At 35.1% G+C, this 20,405-nt stretch carries 12 protein-coding genes; all 12 read left to right on the top strand.

All coding sequences use genetic code 11. The annotated features are described in order from the left end of the window. Nucleotides 1-372 precede the first annotated feature (372 nt). The 12 genes from RMR19_RS03845 to RMR19_RS03900 all read left to right on the top strand — a co-directional run bounded on the left by RMR19_RS03845 (nt 373) and on the right by RMR19_RS03900 (nt 20,305). Nucleotides 373-3,003 (top strand): alpha-L-arabinofuranosidase C-terminal domain-containing protein, encoded by a 2,631-nt coding sequence (locus RMR19_RS03845; RefSeq protein WP_310602176.1) that lies wholly within the window; start codon nt 373-375, stop codon nt 3,001-3,003. Nucleotides 3,004-3,101: 98 nt separating this feature from the next. Then, the gene (locus RMR19_RS03850; RefSeq protein ID WP_310602177.1) at nt 3,102-4,073 is read left to right on the top strand and encodes a glycoside hydrolase family 43 protein; all 972 of its coding nucleotides are present in this window, start codon (nt 3,102-3,104) and stop codon (nt 4,071-4,073) included. A gap of 10 nt (nt 4,074-4,083) precedes the next feature. Next, a complete protein-coding gene (locus RMR19_RS03855) occupies nt 4,084-5,688 on the top strand; it encodes a glycoside hydrolase family 43 protein (protein ID WP_310602178.1) in 1,605 nt (534 codons plus the stop codon). Nucleotides 5,689-5,920: 232 nt separating this feature from the next. After that, nucleotides 5,921-8,896 carry an extracellular solute-binding protein gene (locus RMR19_RS03860; protein ID WP_310602179.1) on the top strand — a complete coding sequence of 992 codons (2,976 nt, stop codon included), beginning with the start codon at nt 5,921-5,923 and terminating at the stop codon, nt 8,894-8,896. Between the two features lie 17 nt (nt 8,897-8,913). Next, on the top strand, nt 8,914-9,840 hold the full coding sequence (locus RMR19_RS03865; RefSeq protein WP_310602180.1) for a carbohydrate ABC transporter permease: 927 nt from the start codon (nt 8,914-8,916) through the stop codon (nt 9,838-9,840). A gap of 15 nt (nt 9,841-9,855) precedes the next feature. Next, on the top strand, nt 9,856-10,728 hold the full coding sequence (locus RMR19_RS03870) for a carbohydrate ABC transporter permease (protein WP_310602181.1): 873 nt from the start codon (nt 9,856-9,858) through the stop codon (nt 10,726-10,728). 14 nt (nt 10,729-10,742) lie between these two features. After that, complete coding sequence (locus RMR19_RS03875) at nt 10,743-12,782, top strand: YIP1 family protein (RefSeq protein ID WP_310602182.1); 2,040 nt, start codon at nt 10,743-10,745, stop codon at nt 12,780-12,782. Next, the gene (locus RMR19_RS03880; protein ID WP_310602183.1) at nt 12,775-14,976 is read left to right on the top strand and encodes a DUF5696 domain-containing protein; all 2,202 of its coding nucleotides are present in this window, start codon (nt 12,775-12,777) and stop codon (nt 14,974-14,976) included. Before RMR19_RS03875 ends, RMR19_RS03880 begins: the two co-directional genes overlap by 8 nt. 1 nt (nt 14,977) lies before the next feature. Then, nucleotides 14,978-15,973 carry a carbohydrate ABC transporter permease gene (locus RMR19_RS03885; RefSeq protein ID WP_310602184.1) on the top strand — a complete coding sequence of 332 codons (996 nt, stop codon included), beginning with the start codon at nt 14,978-14,980 and terminating at the stop codon, nt 15,971-15,973. Beyond that, nucleotides 15,942-16,901, top strand: coding sequence for a carbohydrate ABC transporter permease (locus RMR19_RS03890; protein WP_310602185.1), 960 nt, complete (start codon nt 15,942-15,944; stop codon nt 16,899-16,901). The genes RMR19_RS03885 and RMR19_RS03890 overlap by 32 nt, the downstream gene beginning before the upstream one ends. Nucleotides 16,902-17,024: 123 nt before the next feature. After that, nucleotides 17,025-18,581 (top strand): ABC transporter substrate-binding protein, encoded by a 1,557-nt coding sequence (locus tag RMR19_RS03895; RefSeq protein ID WP_310602186.1) that lies wholly within the window; start codon nt 17,025-17,027, stop codon nt 18,579-18,581. Between the two features lie 221 nt (nt 18,582-18,802). Beyond that, the gene (locus RMR19_RS03900; RefSeq protein ID WP_310602187.1) at nt 18,803-20,305 is read left to right on the top strand and encodes an alpha-N-arabinofuranosidase; all 1,503 of its coding nucleotides are present in this window, start codon (nt 18,803-18,805) and stop codon (nt 20,303-20,305) included. Nucleotides 20,306-20,405 lie beyond the last annotated feature (100 nt).

Raw genomic sequence — 20,405 nt, forward strand, 5'->3', positions numbered from 1 at the left:
AAAGGACGGAGCTGGTTTGCTCAATCCTTTAAATTATTATCTAAGAAATGTTGGAATATAAGTTGTAGAGCCGTATACGAGACCCGTACGTACGGTTCAATGAGAGGGAAATAATACTAGCTATTATTTCTCTACTCTATTGAAATAGAGTAAGAAAATTTTTTTGTTAGGAATGCGCAAGTGCAGACAAGTTAAAGGAAATTTGATGTAAATAAATTTAGGAAAACGTATATAAATCTAGTTTAATCTAAATGATTGTAGTATAATATATACAAAACTACTTTACAAAACAATCGGATTTAGTTATAATTTAAATATAGTTTAGAATTAACTAAAATAATTTAGTTGTACGAGCGAAAAGAGGGAATCAATATGAAAAAACATTTTAGCACGAAGAAAATAACTGTGTTTTGCTGTTTGATGTCAATGTTACTTTTGGCTGGTTGTAAGAAGGATCATACAAATGATCAAGGAAATGAACAAGTAAACGAACAAGTAAATGATCAAACGAATGACCAAACTAATGAATTGGAGGAGGAAGAAATGAAAGATACGAATTATTGCTTACAGATTAATGGTGAGAAGCAAGGAATTGATATTAGTGACAACTTGTACGGACTATTTTTCGAGGATATAAACTTTGCTGCAGATGGAGGTCTATATGCTGAAAAAGTAATCAACCGTTCGTTTGAATTCGATGCATCGCTTGCAGAGAATGGTCAACTTCATGGTTATGAAGTAGTTAATAATGCAAAATTAACAATATGTACAGAAGATGCATTAAATAAAAACAATCCAAGCTATGTAGAGTTAACAGCAGAGTCAGAAGATAGTGGAATGCGCAATAAAGGTTTTCTTGAAGGTATGTCTTTTGAAAAAGATGAGGAATATCGTTTTACAGTATATATAAAGAGCGATTCTTATAAAGGAAAAGTCAAAGTTGCTTTAGAAAATCGCGATGGCAATAGCATCGGCAGTGCCTACATAGAAGACGTAGATTCTTCATGGGAGAAAAAAGAAATTATAATCAAAGCAGAAGAAACCGTAGAGAAGGGAAGTTTATCATTGCTACTTGAAGAAAAGGGTAGTGTGTACATGGATATGGTCTCTTTGTTCCCTGTTAATACATATAAGAACCGTGAAAACGGACTTAGAGCAGATATGGTTAAGATGCTTGAAGAGTTAAATCCAACATTTATTCGTTTCCCAGGAGGTTGTATCGTAGAAGGAAATCCACTTGAGAATGCATACAACTGGAAAGACACTGTTGGAGATGTTGCACAAAGAAAGCAAAATGAAAACTTATGGATTGGAACAACAAAATACCCTTATTACCAAACATACGGAATTGGATTTTATGAATATTTCTTACTATGTGAAGATTTAGGAGCACAAGCAGTTCCGATTGTAAACTGCGGAATGTCTTGTCAAGCAAGAGCAGCGGGTCAAACAAACACATTAGCGGCTTTGAACGAGTTAGATGAATATATTCAAGATGCTTTAGATTTAGTTGAGTTTTGCAGAGGAGATGCATCAACAACATGGGGAAGCGTTCGTATCGGTATGGGACATACAGAACCATTTGAAATTACATGCATAGGAATTGGAAATGAGCAATGGGGTGATGAATACTTTAAGAGATATGAAAAGTTTGTCCAAGTATTCAGAGAGAAATATCCTGATATTGAATTGATTTCTTCTTCTGGACCATTATCAAGTGGAGATTTGTTTGATAATGCATGGAAAGAGATAAACAGTCATAATGATGATGCAGTTTCTTATGCAGACTTAGTAGATGAACATTACTACAATGAACCAGAATGGTTCTTAAAGAATACGAGCAGATATGATAGTTATGATAGAGAAGGCGCAGGTGTTTTCCTAGGAGAATATGCAGCGAAATCTAATACATTAGGAGCAGCAGTAGCAGAAGCGGCCTATATGACAGCACTTGAAAGAAACAGTGATATTGTTAAGATGGCAGCATATGCTCCATTGTTTGGTAACACCCTTTCTTCACAGTGGAGACCAGACATGATTTGGTTTAACAACAGTAATGTATTTGGTTCTGTAAATTACTATGTACAAAAGATGTTCGCAAACAACACAGGAGACTATATCCTTGAAAGTGCATTAGAAGGTGTAGAAGGAGAAGGCGCAACTGGTAAGGTTGGAGTAGGAACTTGGAAAACAGCAGCCGTGTTTGATGATATTAAAGTAGTTGATAATGAGACAAACGAAGTATTATATGAAAATGATTTCTCTGAAAAAGATCCAAACTTTGAAGGAAGCAGCCAAGGTATCTATGAGATTATTGAAGAGGAAGACGGCAATAAAGTTTTTGCACAAACCAATGCTTCCTATCCAACAAATGATGCCATTATGGGAAGTGCTTCCTATATAGGAGATACAAGTTGGACAAATTATACATACACAGTTAGAGCTAAGAAACTATCTGGAGATGAAGGATTCCTAATTCCTTTTGCAGTAAAAGACCAAAAGAACTTCTATCACTGGAATATCGGTGGTTGGAACAATACAAGAAGTGTAGTTGAAGAAGCTCTTGGAGGAACAAAAAACACAGTTTCTGATATTCGCAATGTTAATATTCAAGCAAATCGTTGGTATGAGATTAAAGTAGTAGTGACGAAAGATACAATCACATGTTACTTAGACGAAAAAGAAATGCATGTAATTGAAGTTCCAGAAGTGTTCCCAGTATATCAAACTGTTAGTAAAGATGAAGCAACAGGAGATATTATTGTAAAATTGGTTAACACAAAAGCAGAAGAACATAAAGTAGATATGAAATTAGAAAACTGTGATATTACAGGAGAAGGAACAGTGGAAGTTCTTTCAGGTGAGGATACGAAAGCTGAGAATAGCATTAAGAATCCTGAAAACATCGTGCCTGTAACAACAGAGATTAAAGTAACACAAGAGTATGAATATATTGCACCAGCAAATTCAGTATCGATATTCAGATTAAAAACAAATAAATAAAATTATAACTATACTACGGTGGGAAACAATGTTAGTAAAAGTCACCAACAATGTTAGTGACAAGCACTAACATATAAGAAGAAAGAGAGGGCTTTCAAATGGAAAACAATACAAACGCAACATACACAAAATATAACGTACCTTTAATTGAACAAAGAGCAGATCCTTATGTATACAAACATACAGACGGAAATTATTACTTTACTGCATCCGTACCAGCGTATGATAAGATTATTCTTAGACGCGCGACTACGATTGCAGGGCTTGCAGATGCAGAAGAAATTACAATTTGGAATAAGCATGAGTCTGGCGAGATGAGTAAGCATATCTGGGCACCAGAGATTCACTACATCTTTGGTAAATGGTACATATATTTTGCGGCAGGTGAAAGAGATGACATCTGGAAGATTCGACCATTCGTGTTAGAATGTCAAGGACAAGACCCAATGAACGATGCATGGGAAGAAAAAGGCAAGATGCAATGTGCAGATGATGATGAATTTTCGTTCCAAGCATTTTCGTTAGATGCAACGGTATTTGAAAACAAGGGTGAGTACTTCTATATTTGGGCAGAAAAAGTTAGTGTTGGAAAACAAATATCAAATCTTTATATTGCGAAGATGGAATCAGGAACAAAATTAAGTACAGTTCAAGTGTTATTAACAACTCCTGATTATGATTGGGAAAGAGTTGATTTCTGGGTAAATGAAGGACCTGGAGTGTTAAAGAAAGATGGAAAGATATTCGTAACATTTTCTGCAAGTGGAACAGGAGCATGTTACTGCGTAGGTTTACTTTATGCAGACGAAGAATCTGATATGTTAGATCCATTGTCTTGGACGAAATTAAGAAATCCCGTTCTTGCAACAGATGAGGAAAAAGGAATCTATGGACCAGGACACAACAGTTTTACAAAATCAGAAGATGGTACAAAGGATTTAATGATTTATCATGCAAGAACCTATGAAAAGATTGTAGGTGATCCATTACAAGATCCAAATCGTCATGCAATGATTCTTGAAGTAAAATGGAGTGAAACGGGATTCCCAATATTCGAAATAGAAGGGTAAGGTGCAAGATATGAAAAAAAATATCCGAAAGATAGCATTGTGTTTGTCTTTGGTGATTGCATTAACGGGATGTAAGAAAAACAATGATACAAAGAATCAAGAGCAAGTAAAAGAGACTACTGAGCAAAGCGAAGTAAAGCAAGATGAGCCAGAAGACACAACGTCTGATGATACAAAGCAAGTAGAGGAAACACCAGACGAGGAAGAAGGCTATATAGAAAGTAAATTGAATGCACAGACAGAAGTAAATTACAGTTTTAGTAATGTCGGTGTTCATGATCCATCTGTTATAGAAGTTGATGGTACTTACTATATATTTGGTTCTCATCTTGCAGGAGCAAAATCAGATGATTTAATGAACTGGGAATTGATTGGATCTGGTGTAAATAAAACAAATCCAATCATACCAAATGCCCCGGAAGAATTAGAAGAAGCACTAACATGGGCACAATCGGATACGTTATGGGCACCTGATGTTATTCAGTTAGCAGACGGAAAGTTCTATATGTACTACTGCGCATGTAAAGGAGATTCACCAGTATCTGCACTTGGAATTGCTGTGTCTGATCAAGTAGAGGGTCCATATAAAAACTTGGGAATTATCTTGAAGTCGGGAATGGATGCGAATACACCTAGTGAAGATGGAAACACATATAATGCAACGGTTCATCCGAATGTAGTAGATCCAAGTGTCTTTTTTGACAAAGAAGGACGTTTATGGATGATGTATGGTTCCTACTCTGGTGGTATCTATATATTAGAGCTTGATGCACAAACTGGTTTCCCATTAGAAAAAGGATATGGAAAGAAACTACTTGGTGCAAATCATCTTCGAATTGAAGCTCCTTATGTTATCTATAGTGAAGAAACCGATTACTACTACATGTTCCTTTCTTTCGGTGGTTTAGATTCAACAGGCGGTTATAATGTTCGAGTATGCCGTTCAAAAACTCCAGATGGCCCATATTATGATGCGGCTGGAAACGATATGATTGACTGTAAAGGTGCAGCAGGTACATTCTTTGATGATACTACGGCTGCAAAATACGGAACAAAGATTTTAGGAAATATAAAATTCAATTATATTGATGGAGAAACAGGGAAGTTAAGAAACGGATATGTATCACCAGGACATAACTCCGTTACTTATAATAAAGAAACAAACAGCTACTATATGATTTTCCATACAAGATTTGAGAACAGAGGAGAAAACCACGAAGTGAGAGTGCATCAGCTCTATCTCAATGAAGACGGCTGGTTTGTTGTTTCTCCTTATCGCTATGTAGGAGAAACACTTGGTAGCTACACAGAGGAAGATGTTGTTGGTCCGTACAAGTATATTAATCAAATGCAGGACATCTCATCTCTAATGAAGAAATCAACAGAAATCACGCTTAATGCAGATCACACGATAACTGGTCAAGTTACAGGAACATGGACATTCAAAAATGAAAACCAAATTGAACTTACGATTAAAGATGAAGTCTATAAAGGTATCATAACAAAGCAATGGGATGAGTTTGGTAAGAAAAATGTAATGATATTTTCTGTGTTATCTGAACAAGGAGTTTCTGTATTGGGAAGTGGTATTTACGCTCTTCCTGATGAGAACTAGTGAAAACGTTTAAAGAATTTTAAATTGCTATATATTTAATTGAATTATTTGGCTTGAAAGTATGTTATTACCACAACTATTTCACATTTATCTAAAGAAAGTAGTTAAAATGCATAAAAAGTGACGATAAAGCATTGACGAAACTATACATTGTATGGTAAAATTAAATTACTTTAGAAAAAGCTAAATAATATGTGTTATGGGAATGATTAGAAGAACGGAGGAAGGTATTATGCGCAAGAGCATTACAAGGCTAACTGCAATATTATTAAGTGGTTCTGTCCTAATTAATAGTGTATTTGGGTTTGCGCTAACAGTAAAAGCAGATAGTACAACAAGTACAAGTACAAGCGCAGAAGCTGGTACAAGTACAGTATATACAAGTGAACTGTTGGCTGAGAAATACACTCATGTAAGCGCGGAATATACTGCCAAACCATATGAGGGAGAGCAGATAGAGATTCCGATTGACCAAGCGTTTCAAGATGGAACAGCTACTCTGATTAATGCGACTGATATGGAAGCGTCATATGAATATAAAAATCCAGTGTTAAAGATGGAAATTGAACAAACTGGTACAGTAGCATTTGACGTAAAAGAGACAGGAATTTATTACATTAGTTTTGATTACTTATCATTTGACAGCTCGATTTTACCAGTTGAGATGACAATGAAAGTAAATGGGGAATTTCCATTCTATGAGGCAAGAAGATTGCTATTCGAAAGTGAATGGAAGAACCAAGAAGAGATGGATTATGACCGTTATGGTAACCAAATCGTAGCAATACCGAACAAGGTTATGGCGTGGAATAATAAGTATGTTATGGATGCCAGTTACCGTCATTCAGATGCATTAGGAATTGAATTGCAGGCTGGTAAGAATACAATTGAGCTTGGTGTATCAGAAGGCAATGTGTTAATCGGTAATGTGTACTTGAATAAGGAAACGAAAGTTGAAACATATACAAGTTCTGAAAAAGCAGAAGGAGATGCAATTTATACACTTCAAGGTGAGTCTCCAGCTTCAAGAAATGACTCTTCTATCAGAGCGTTATGTGAGTATGATGTAGATGTTACTCCTTACAATGTTAAGAGCAGAGAGTTAAACACGTTAGATGGTACATCGTTCAAAGATGCTGGTCAAACAGTTACCTATGAACAGAATGTTGAAAAGGCAGGCTATTATTATATCGCACTTAACTACAAACAAAGTGATAAGAGTGATTTCCCTGTATTCGTTGACGTTAAGGTTGATGGAGTAATCTGCAACACAGAATTCAAAGATTATCCATTTCCTTATGGTAAAGGATACAAAACAACAACATTACAAGATGATGATAAGAACTACCTTAGTGTGTACTTAGAAGAAGGTGTACATACCATTTCGTTTACAATAAGTATGGATCCAGTCTGTCACGTTATGGAATCAGTTGAAGCAATTATGTCAGAAATTAATAACTTATCATTAGAGATTACAAAAGTAGCAGGAACAAACAAAGATAAGTACAGAGATTTAGATATGGAATCATACATTCCAGGTGTAGGACAAAAATTAATTGATTATGCAGACGAATTAGAAGCATTAGTTGACAGCGTAAGATGTTATAACACAAAAGTAAAACAAATTGGTGTGTTTTCATCCGTATCTGTTGCGTCAAATCAGTTAAGAAGTTTAGCAAAAGAGCCAAACAAATTACCTTATCGTATCGCTGAGTTATCAACAAGCGTAAGTTCAGTAACAAGGTTTTTAGCAAATCTATTAGATGATTTGAATAAAAACAATTTATACATTGATCGTCTTTATCTATATCAAGCGAGTGCAAAATTACCTAAGGGTACAGGATTTTTTAAATCAATCGGAATGAATGTAAGTCGATTCTTTAATTCATTCTCAGAACAAGCGTATTCAGTAAGCAGTACAGATGATACACATCTTCAAGTATGGGTTAACCGTTCAAGACAATATCTTGAGATTATGCAGAAGATGATTGATGAAAGCTTTACAAAAGAAACAGGCATTCAAGTTGATTTATCCCTTATGCCAGATCAAAACAAACTTGTTCTTGCGAATGCATCAGGAGATGCACCAGATATTGCAACTGGTATCAACTATGCAATCCCATTTGAACTTGGTATAAGAGGAGCAATTAAAGATTTAACAGAATTTGATGATTTTGCTGAAATCGCATCAAGATATACAGAAGGTTTGTTAGTACCAGCAACAATTGAAGATGGAATTTATGCTCTTCCTGAGACAAGAAACTTCTGGGTTATGTATTATCGTACCGACGTTCTTGAAAAATTAGGACTTGAAGTACCAGAAACAATGGATGATGTAAGAGATATGTTACCAGAATTACAGATGAGAGGTTTGAACTTCTACTATCCTACAGCTGGTATGCTCGCAATGAAGACATTCCATGGAACAACACCATTATTATTCCAAAACGGAGCAACATTATATGGTGAATATGCAGGAGATACTACAATTAATAGTGAAGCTGCTGTAAAAGGTTTTACAGAGTTAACAGAATTATTCACGATCTATAACCTTCCTAAAGATGTTCCAAGTTTCTATCAACACTTTAGAAATGGTGATTTACCAATCGGTATTGCCGATTATTCCGTATATAACTTGTTAATTAATGCAGCACCTGAAATTGCAAACTCATGGGGAATCGCTTTAGTACCTGGAGTTGAGCAGGAAAATGGTGAAGTTGTTCATTATTCTTCTGGTGGTGCAGAAAGTACAGTAATGTTTACTTCTAACGATGAAAAAGAAGCGCAAGCTTGGGAATTCATGAAATGGTGGTCATCAGCAGAAGTGCAAGCAGAGTTTGGTCAGACATTACAAATCACATATGGTGATGAGTATATCTGGAGTACAGCAAACACAGAAGCATTTTCAGAGTTAGCAATCCGTTCAGAAGACAAGAAAGTAATTGTTGAACAAGATAAATGGATTGTGGAAGCACCTAGAATTCTTGGTACATATATGTTAGAGCGTGAAATGAGTAATGCTTACAACTACATTGTAGTAAATGGTAAGAACTTAAGAACTACCTTAGACAATGCAGTAAAACGTATTGACCGTGAGACAGAGAGAAAGTTAGAAGAGTTTGGATATATGAAGGATGGAAAAGTAATTAAGAATTATACAGTACCAACAATTGAGACTGTTAGAGAAATCCTGAACAAGACGAAATAAGATGGGAGGTAGTAAAGGTGAGAGCAGGCACAACTCATAAGAGAACGAAAATTGGAAATCGCGAAAATGCAAACAAATCGGCATACGCTTTTCTTGCTCCATACTTGATTTTATTTGCAACATTCATTATTGTTCCAATGGTAATTGCTATGGCATTATCTTTTACGAACTTTAATACGATTCAATTCCCTAGTTTTGTAGGATTTCTGAATTATGTTAATCTTCTTACACGAGATGAGATATTTATGCAATATGTATTACCAAAAACCGTGTTATATGCATTAATTGTTGGGCCAGGTGGATACATATTATCCTTTATCCTAGCATGGGCGTTAGCACAGATGTCAAAAGTTCCAAGAACAATCTTGGCATTGATTTTCTATTCACCAAGTATGACTTCTGGTGTTGCAATGACAGTATTATGGAAGATTATATTCAGTGGTGACCAAACTGGTTACTTAAACAGTTGGTTAATGCGTCTTGGAATTATTAATGAGCCGATTATTTGGCTTATCGACGCTAGATTTTTACTTCCAATCGTTATTATTGTTGCATTATGGAGTAGTATGGGTGTAGGGTTCTTGGCCATGTTAGCAGGTATCTTGAATGCAGATGAGTCTCTATACGAGGCGGCTGCACTTGATGGTGTTAAGAATCGCTTTCAAGAGATGTGGTATATTACAATACCAACAATGAAACCACAGATGTTATTTGGTGCGGTTATGGCAATCGTAGCAACATTCCAAAATGGTTTAATCGGTGTTCAGTTAGCAGGTGCGAATCCGACACCAAACTATGCAGCACAGTTAATTGTTAACCATATTGAAGATTATGGATTTATCCGTTACGAGATGGGATATGCAGCAGCAGTTTCAGTAGTGTTACTTGGAATTGTTTGGACCTTCTCTACGATATCCAAGAAATTATTCCAAGAGAAAGACTAGAGAGGAGGATTCAAAATGGCTGGTTATAAAGGAAGTAATATTAATCCTAAGAAGTTTGAGAAGAGACAGATTAAAATTATTCTTGCAGTATTACCTTTAGCGCTGTTTATGCTTCTTCCGATTATATTCATATTCTGCCATGCGTTTAAACCAATGGATGAACTTTTCGCCTTCCCGCCAAAGTTCCTTGTAACAAGACCGACACTTGATAACTTTACGAAGTTGTTTAAAGCATCAGCAATGTCTGGTATTCCAATGAGTAGATATGTATTTAACAGTTTGATCGTAACAGTCGTTGTTGTACTTGGTTCTATCTTTTTATCAACAGCTTCTGGATTTGCGTTATCAAAACTTAAATTCAAATTAAAGAATACAATATTAGAAGTTAATAATATGGCGTTAATGTTTGTTCCCGTTGCAGTTATGATTCCTAGATACTTAACAATTAATGTTCTAGGACTTACAGATACATATCTTGCACATATCTTGCCACTCCTTGCAATGCCAGTTAGTTTGTTCTTGGTAAAACAGTTTATTGACCAAGTACCAGATGCACTAATTGAAGCGGCTTATATAGATGGAGCGACAGATTTAAGAGTTTACTTTAAGATCATATTACCAATGATTAAACCTGCAATTGCAACTTCTGCGATACTTGCATTCCAACAAGTATGGGTTAACGTAGAAAGTTCGAACTTATATGTTAGTAATGAAGGTGTTAAAACATTAGCATTCTATATGAATACATTAATAGCAGCAAATAATACTGTTGCAGGTCAAGGTGTTGCAGCAGCGGCAGCGTTAATCATGTTTGTGCCAAACTTAGTACTATTTATTATACTACAAAATAGTATCATGAACACAATGGCTCATTCGGGTATGAAGTAGAGGGGGGAAAGCAAGTGAGTAAGAAAAGATTAAGAAGCGCGCTGGTTTTGTTAACAGCAGCAATTGCATTACTAACACCTGTATTATCCGAAGCGTCTACTCCATATAAAACTTATACAATGGACGGATATGGATATGTGTCAGAGACACAAAGTGCTTATTCTCCAGATTCTTCAATCACTAAAATCGGAGATTACTCATTTTCTTCACCTTCTGATATGGTCGTAACGGATGATGGATTTGTGTATGTAGCTGATACTGGAAACAAAAGAATTTTGATTTCGGATTTGGAAGGAAATTATGTAAATACAGTAGGAGAAGGAGAGCTAGTTGCTCCTACAGGTATCTATGTAACAGAAGATAAGACATTATATGTTGCGGATAAAGATGGGAAAAAGGTAGTTGTTTATAATAGTGCAGGCGTTAAGATTAACGAGTATGGAAAACCTGATCACCCATTGTATGGTGGAAAAGTAGATTTTAAGCCACAGAAAATCGTTGTTAACAGAAGTGGAAATATGTATATCATCTGTGAAGGAAATACAAACGGTATCGTTCAGATTTCACCAACAGATGGAGGAACATTCATTGGATACTTTGGTACGAACTATACATCAGTAACATTGTTACAAATGTTCCAAAGAATGATTTTTACAGATGAACAAAAGGCGAAGATGTTAAGTAACCTTCCTTCAACACCTACAAACTTGTCGGTTGATGAACAAGGGCTAATCTACACAGTTACGCAAGGTGAGAATATAGCAACACTTAAAAAGTTGAATATCGCAGGTAATAACTTAATTGAGCCAGATGCTTATGATGAGTTGCCAGCAGCGGTTACAACAGGAAACTTTGAGAATATATTCGTAGCTTCTCAAGATGGTTACATCTATGAATACAGTGATGATGGTGAAATGCTTTTTGTATTTGGTGGTCGTGATGATGGTAGAGGAAGAATCGGTCTATGTGGTAGAGTAGTTGCAATGGGAATTGATCCAAACAACAGAATCTACGTATTAGATGGTGAGAAACAACAGATTCATATCTTCAAACCAACCGAGTTTACAAACTTACTTCATGAAGCATTATATCTATACGGAAAAGGTAGATATACAGAAAGTAAAGAACCATTAACAAAAGTACTTGAAATGAATAGTTTGTTTGACTATGCCAATAAGGCAATGGGAAGAGCTTACTACCAAGAAGAAAATTATTCAGAAGCATTACGCTATGCAAGACTTGCAAAAGATTGGACTGGATATTCTAATGCATTCTGGGAAATCAGAAATGATTGGATTAGAGAAAACCTAATTATAAGTATCGTAATCATTGTAGTTCTTCTTGGAATCATTACATTCCTAAAGAGAAAGAAAGACTCCATTGGCTTCCTTGTAGCAATACGTAATAAGACAGCAGGCTTTAAAGAAAGAAGATTGATTAGTCAATTACGATATGCACCACAATTTATGAAACACCCATTTGATGGATGCTACGCAGTAAAGAGAGAAGGAAAAGATTCTTATCTTTGCGCTAACATTATCTTGGCAGGTGTAATCGTACTAAGCATTATTGGTAAATATGGTTGTGGTTTCTTATTAAAGAACGTTAGAGATGGATATTACGATTTAGTTGGAGATATCGGTAAAGTAGTAATCATATTCCTTGTACTTATTGTTTGTAACTACTTAATGTGTACAATCAATGATGGTGAAAGTAAATTCCGCCAATTATATTGTGGATATGCATATGCATTAACTCCTTATCTATTCTTTAAACCAGTAGGAATTATACTTAGTAATGTAGTAACATTCAGTGAAGTATTCCTTGTAGAATTTACATACTACTTTATGTATGCTTGGATTTTGATTCTATTGTTTATTGCATTAAAAGAGATAAACAATTACTCGTTTAAAGAAAGTATTAAGAATATCTTGCTTACAGCATTTACCGTATTAATCGTAGCATTAGTAGCATTTATCCTATACATCTTGTTCTCACAAGTTGTTGAATTCGTAGTTAAAATAGTCGGAGAGGTGGCGTATCGATTTGAATAAAATAAAAAATTGTATATTAGCAGTAACTATGTTGCTATTGTTAGCGTTACTTCCTGGACTTGGCAATTCAACAGTTGTTAAGGCGGAAGAGTATATCGTTAGTGAAAATAATGCACAGACAATTAAGGATCACAAATTAATTGCTGAAAACGATAATTATCAGCTTTATCTATATGAAGACACACTTTCAATTATTATTCGAGATAAAAAAACTGGTACAATTATGGAATCCACAGTGACAGAAGACGATGGAAAGAGTAATGCATCTTGGAAGAACTTCATGCAATCAGGAATTGTATTAGAAGTAATTGATAACGTGTCTACACAGCTTACAAGAGCAAGCCTACTTGAAGGTGCAAAAGTAAGTGTACAGACAACAGGGAATGGATTCGCAGCAGATGTTACTTATGAAAAATATGGCTTTTCTTATAAAGTAAATGTAGCATTAACAGATGATGGATTTTCAGTAGAGATTCCTGATGACTCCATTATGGAAGAGAATGCACAATATAAGATTGGTAATATCTATGTATATCCTTTCATGGGAAATACATACCTAGGTGACAGAAGTGGTTATATGTTAATTCCAGATGGAAATGGTGCAATTATTAATCTGGAAAATAATGATGGAAAATATGCTTCAGGCTTTTCACAAAAAGTATATGGCGATAACATTGGTTTCAATGAATCTTATGTATTGTCATTATTCTGGGGACAATTCCAAACAGTAAATGATGCAGAGATGATTATGGCACCTGTATTTGGAATGGTTCATTCAGATTCTCAAATGGCTTATCTAGGAATCATTGAAGAAGGCGAATACGATGCAACCATTGAAGCGTATCCAAATGGTGCTTATACAAATTACAACTGGATTACTTCAAAGTTCCGTTTACGTCAAGTATATGTACAACCAACTAGTAAATCAGGTGGTTCTACAGATAAAGTTGAAGCAGATCGTACACATAGTAACATTAAAGTTAGATATGCATTCACAAGAGGCGAAGAAGCAGACTATACAGGTTTAGCAAAAGTTTACCGTAACTATTTATTAGAAAAACAAGAAATTGTAAAGCAAGATGATGCTTTTAAGATTCGCCTTGATTTTCTTGGAAGTGATATTAAGAAATGGTTTATCTTCAATGTATCTGTTCCAATGACTACAACAAAGCAATTAAAAGAAATTATCGAAGATTTACAACAAGAAAATGTAACAGACATTCTTGCCATCTATAAAGGTTGGCAAAAAGGTGGAATTAACTCTGTTCCGATTACGAAGTATAAAGCAGATTCAAAACTTGGTGGTACAAGAAAGCTTACGAATCTCGTTAAAGATTTAGAAGAGATGGGAATTAAACTTTATCTATACCAAGATGGCCTTCGAGCTAATCCAGATACAAGTAATACTACATTCAATGTTGTAAAGAGAATTGATAAACGTCTATTTGAAGAAGACACATACAAAGATGTATTCGAAAAAATGGTTTATCTTACTCCAACAAAGAGTGCTTCTAATATTAAAAACTTGTTAAAGACGTATACGAAAAAAGGTGTTGATAACATCGCTCTTGCAGGTATCACAAATGAATTGTTCTCTTACACATATAGTGGAAGTACATATGGTAGAGTAGATACCGCTAATGTATATAATGATCTTTTGAATACAATGAGCGAGAGCACAGATTTAATTTTAGATGAGCCATTTGCTTACTTATGGAAGTATGCAAGTGCATTGTATAACATTCCAGTTGGTTCTTCTGATTATATCTTTGTTGACGAAGACGTTCCATTTTTATCAATTGTATTAAAAGGTATTATGCCTCTATATAGTGATTATGTTAATTTTGAAGCTGATAAACAAGAGAACTTCCTTAAACTTGTAGAAACTGGTATCAGTCCTTCCTTCTACTTAACATATGAGGATACATCAAAATTAATATATACAAATTCTTGTGATCTCTATTCTGCAAAGTATAGTGTTTATAAGAAAGATGTAGTTGAGTATTATACAAAGTTAAAAGAAGTAAACAATGCAGTACAGGGTGCTTGCATTGAGAACCATGAAAAACCACAAGAAAATGTAGCAGTTGTTACTTACGATAACGGCGTAAAGATTTATGTAAACTACAATAGTTATGCTGTTTCGCTTGATGGAGTTACAGTTGATGGCATGTCTTATAGGGTAGGTGAATGAAATGAGTAGAGAAAAGACAGTAAAAAGAAAACCTGGACAGCTGAAAAAGAGAGAGGAACGCGTTGGTTACTTATTCGTGTTCCCATGGATTATCGGTATGTTACTGTTTGTAATATATCCATTGATACAATCATTTCAGTATGCATTCTATAAGATTAAAATGACACCAAAAGGAAGAATACTGAACTGGGTAGGTATGCAGAACTACCGTGATATCTGGCAAAAGGATGTAACGTTTCCTACGGAGTTAGCAGGTTATGCAATGAATACACTTTTAGCTGTACCAGTAATCGTAGTATTCGCATTAATTATTGCATTACTTTTAAATAGTAAGATTCGTTTTAAAGGGTTCTTCCGATTAATATTCTTCTTACCAGTTATTATTGCCAGTGGTCCTGTTATGGCACAGTTAGCAGACCAAGGAGCAGCAACAATTCCATCAATGAACTCAGTAATGATTGAGCAGTTCTTAAATGGTTTTCTACCAGGAATGATTGCAGATGCAATTGCAAACCTGTTTTCAAACATGATTATGATCTTGTGGTATTCGGGAGTACAGATTCTGTTATTCTTAGCAGCAATACAAAAGATTGATAAATCATTATATGAAGCAGCTAGAATTGATGGTAGTTCAACTTGGGAAGAGTTTTGGAAAATTACACTTCCAACAATTAAATCAATGATATTATTAGCAGCAGTATATACCGTTATCTTCTTATCAAACAATGAACAGAACAGCTTAATTGTATTAATTCAAAGTGCAATGTTTGATGTTAGTAGAGGATATGGTTACGCATCAGCGATGGCTTGGATGTATGCGATTATCGTAACAGCAATTGTAGCATTTGTAGCAGTCTTATTAATTACAAAGAAAGACGTTTATGCTAAGAAAGAAAAAGCATACAAAAAAGAAGTAAGAAAGCAAAATAGAACATTAGCAAGAGTTCAAAGAAAGGGGGCAAGGTATGAACATAAAAGGCAGAAAACTAACAATTAACCGAGACAAAGCAAAGAAATTTATCTTTGGTACGAAAGACAAGCAAGGTTTTGGGAAAATGACAGTTGTATATGCATTATTAATCTGCATTGGATTTGTTTACCTGTACCCACTACTTTACATGATTAGTAGAAGCTTTATGCCAATTGATGATTTGCTTGATACTTCCGTAGACTGGATACCAAGTACCTTATATGTAAAGAACTATATCGATGCAGCGAAATCAATGAACTTCTGGAAAACATTTGGTCAATCTGTCATTATAGCTGGATTACCTACATTATTAAACGTTGTAATGTGTGCCATTATAGGATATGGTTTTGCAAGATATAATTTTAAAGGGAAAAAATTAATGTTAGGAATATTAATCTTCTCTTTTATCTTACCATCACAGGTAACAATGATGCCAAACTATGTATGGTATTCTGATTTAAAGATTTTAAATTCTTTGAAAGCGTTTATATTCCCAGCAGCACTGGGACAGGGATTAAAGAGCCAGATATTTATACTGATATTCTTTAACTTCTTTAGTCAAGTTCCACAGGCACTGATAGAAGCAGCAAAAATAGATGGTGCAGGACATTTTAAATCATTTATGAAGATTGCATTACCATCAGCAGCACCAGCGATATTGGTTGTATTCCTATTCTCAATTGTTTGGTATTGGAATGAATCATATCTAACACAATTATATGTATGTGGTGCTGTATCAAAGAGTGATTGGAGTACACTTGTTGTATCCTTGAAGAACTTTGCGGACTCCTACACGAGTCAGGCGAGCGTCTCGGGCAACGGTATGGTAAGTTTGAACGAATCCATTAAGATGTCAGGAACAATGCTTAGTATATTACCACTACTCATTATGTACTTCGTACTTCAACGTCAATTCGTTGAAAGTCTTGATAGAACTGGTATTACTGGTGAATAATTATCTGATGCCCCTTTTACGTATTGGGCTAAGGAAAAGGGGCGAAAGATAATTCATCATTCATTAGAAATATAGAGCAATTGCTCAAACATGGTGTATTTAAAAAAAGGAGGGTTTTTTATTATGAGAAAAATGAAAAAATTCATGAGTCTTTTAGTAGCAACAGCAATGTGTGTTGGAATGCTTAGTGGATGTGCAGGATCATCTGGCAACAAAGACAACAACACAAAAGCAAACACACAAGAACAAACAGATACTACAAACAACACAGCAACAGATGATGCAACAACACCAGATACAACAGGTGATGATGCAGCAACAGATCCAGTAGCAAGTACATTACCAGAAATGACAACAGAGAACATTACATTAACTTATGTTCACTTTGATAACGATCCACTTGTTCAATTTCTTGCTGAAAAGTTCATGGAAAAATATCCAAACATCAAAGTTGAAACACAATACTATCCAGCAGACGGAGAATATAACAATACATTACTTAACATGGTTAACAATGGTGAAACTCCAGACTGTATGATGATTCTTGGTAACTGTGATTTCGCATTATCAAATCAATTACTTGGTGATATGACAGCATACTGGGAAGCAGATGCTGAAAACAACAACATTCTTCCTACAATTAACGAAGCAAAAATGGGATACTACGGAACAGACGTAAAATACGGAACTCCAATGAAATTCTTCCCAGATGCAATTTATGCAGATATGGCAGTATTCGAAAAAATGAACGTAGATATGCCTTCAACAAGCTGGACTTGGGATGAAATGATCAACTCAATCAAAGCAGTTACTTCTCCAAGTGATGGAATCTACGGATTCAATCAATATCATTCACTTGTAACTTACTATCCAGTAGCAGCAGATCCAAACTGTATCGGTGAATTCGGTTGGGATGGAACTTCATTCAACATGGAAAACTGGGCAAAAGGTGTTAACCAATGGGCAGAACTTGTAAACGGTAAATATCATGCACCATTCTGGGATACAGATGAAAATGAAGCTTGGACAGGCGATAGAACAGCTTGGGCTGGTTCAACAGGAAAAATTGGTTTCCAATTAGATGCTTGGTGGACTTACCTTAACTTATTTGATACAGATGAATGGAAAGAAAAAGGTATTGAATTCGTTCCTTACACAACTCCTGTAGTGGAAGGTTCTGGATCTAAGAACGTATTTGGTGTACTTGACTTTGGTGGTATTTCATCAGGAACAGAAAACCCAAGAGAAGCTTACGAATTATTAAAATGGATGGGCTGGGGAGCAGAAGGTTGGACTTACAAAGTTGAAGGTTACAAAACTTTAACAGCAGCAGATGGTACTCCAATTTACAAACAATCTATGCCACTTCCAATTACATTAGATGAAACTGTATGGGCTGGAATCAAAGAATTCTATCCATCAGCAACAAAAGCAAATCCTACAGAAGCAGACTTAAAATATGGTCCATATTTTGATGCATTCTTTGAAAAATGTATTAACGTAATTCCTTTTGGTGATACTCAAATCCCAGGATTCGTTACTTTCATTGCTGAAGCATACGCTGGAATCGAAGATTCTGTTCGTATCGATGGAAAGAACGCAGCTGACTATGTAAGCGAATTAGAGCAAAAAGCAAACGAATACAACAAAGCAGCTTTATCTGAATGTTTTGGACAATAATTAAATTGGGATTTTCAATTTAATTAAGTAATAATTGCTCCATACCTTCACATAGCGATATAAGATGCTATGCACTTATGTGTGTGAATGGTATGGAGTATTTTAAGTATGAGAACACTTTTCTAAGGAGTAGTGTGTTACCTCATTTCTGTAAAATGCACTTTATCTCAGATTCAAATGAGATAAAACACTAAATTTTAGAATGGAAAGGATGACTTACTATGGTTAAGTATGTAATTAATGCAACAGCAAAAAAAAGTAAGATTCATAAAGATATCTATGGACATTTCTCAGAACATCTAGGAAGATGTATCTATGAAGGTCTTTACGTTGGAGAAAACTCTGACATTCCAAACACAAACGGAATGAGAAATGACGTTGTAGCAGCGTTGAAAGAAATTAAAATTCCAGTATTAAGATGGCCAGGTGGATGTTTCGCAGATGAATATCACTGGATGGACGGAATTGGACCAAAAGAAAACAGAAAAAGAATGATTAATACACACTGGGGCGGTGTAGTAGAAGATAATAGCTTCGGTACACATGAATTTATGGAATTATGTCGTCAATTAGAGTGTGATGCTTATATCAATGGTAATGTTGGTAGTGGTACAGTTCGTGAGATGTCAGAATGGGTTGAATATTTAACATTTGAAGGCGTTTCTCCAATGGCTGAGCTTAGAAAAGAAAACGGAAGCGAAGAATCATGGGATGTTGAATACTTTGGTGTTGGTAATGAAAGCTGGGGTTGCGGCGGTAATATGACACCAGAATACTATGGTGATCAATATCGTAATTTCCAAACATATGTTAGAGATTACAAACCAGGTAAGAGAATTAAGAAAATCGCATGTGGTGCAAACGTAGATGATTATGAATGGACAGAAGGCGTATTAAAGACTTGTTTCAGACATTCATTACCATTCCAACATGGATTTATGGATGGACTATCTCTTCACTACTATACACATCCAGAAGGATGGGAAATCAAAGGAAGTGCAACTGACTTTGATGAAAAAGTATGGTACAAGACAATGAGCAAGACTCTATACATGGAAACATTGATTAATCGTCATGGTGCAATCATGGATAAATATGATCCAGAGAAACATATTGCAATGATTATCGATGAATGGGGAACTTGGTTTACTTGTGAACCAGGAACAAATCCAGGATTCTTATATCAACAAAACACAATGAGAGATGCCCTAGTTGCTGGTATTAACTTAAATATCTTCAATAAGCACTCTGACCGTGTTAGAATGGCAAATATTGCACAGATGGTAAATGTATTACAAGCTGTTATCTTAACAGAGGGCGAAAAGATGGTTCTTACTCCTACATACCATGTATTTGATATGTACAAACATCATCAAAATGCTACTTTATTAGACAGTTTCATCGAAACAAAACAAATCGGTTTAGAAGATGAGTTTATGGTTCCAAACTTAAACGAATCGGTATCAATGGATGAAGAAGGTACAATTCATATTACACTTTCTAACTTATCAATAGAAGAAAGTTACACAATTGATACAACGATTCTTGATAAAAAAATAACATCGCTTAAAGGTGAAATTCTTACAAATGATATGAAAGCATTAAACACTTTTGAAAATCCAAATGCAGTTCATGTGGAAGAATTTACTGGTATGGAAATCACAAACAATGGAGTGAAAATAGAAATTCCAGCTTGTAGTGTTGTACATATTGAGGTAAAATAATAACATAAAGTGTTCGTTCAATATATAATTTACATAATGATTGAGCGGGCACTTTTTGTACAATAGTATAATTTGTACAAGATAAAATACGGTCCTGTAT

The sequence above is a fragment of the Anaerosporobacter sp. genome (assembly GCF_031551385.1).
Taxonomy (GTDB): Bacteria; Bacillota; Clostridia; order Lachnospirales; family Lachnospiraceae; genus Anaerosporobacter.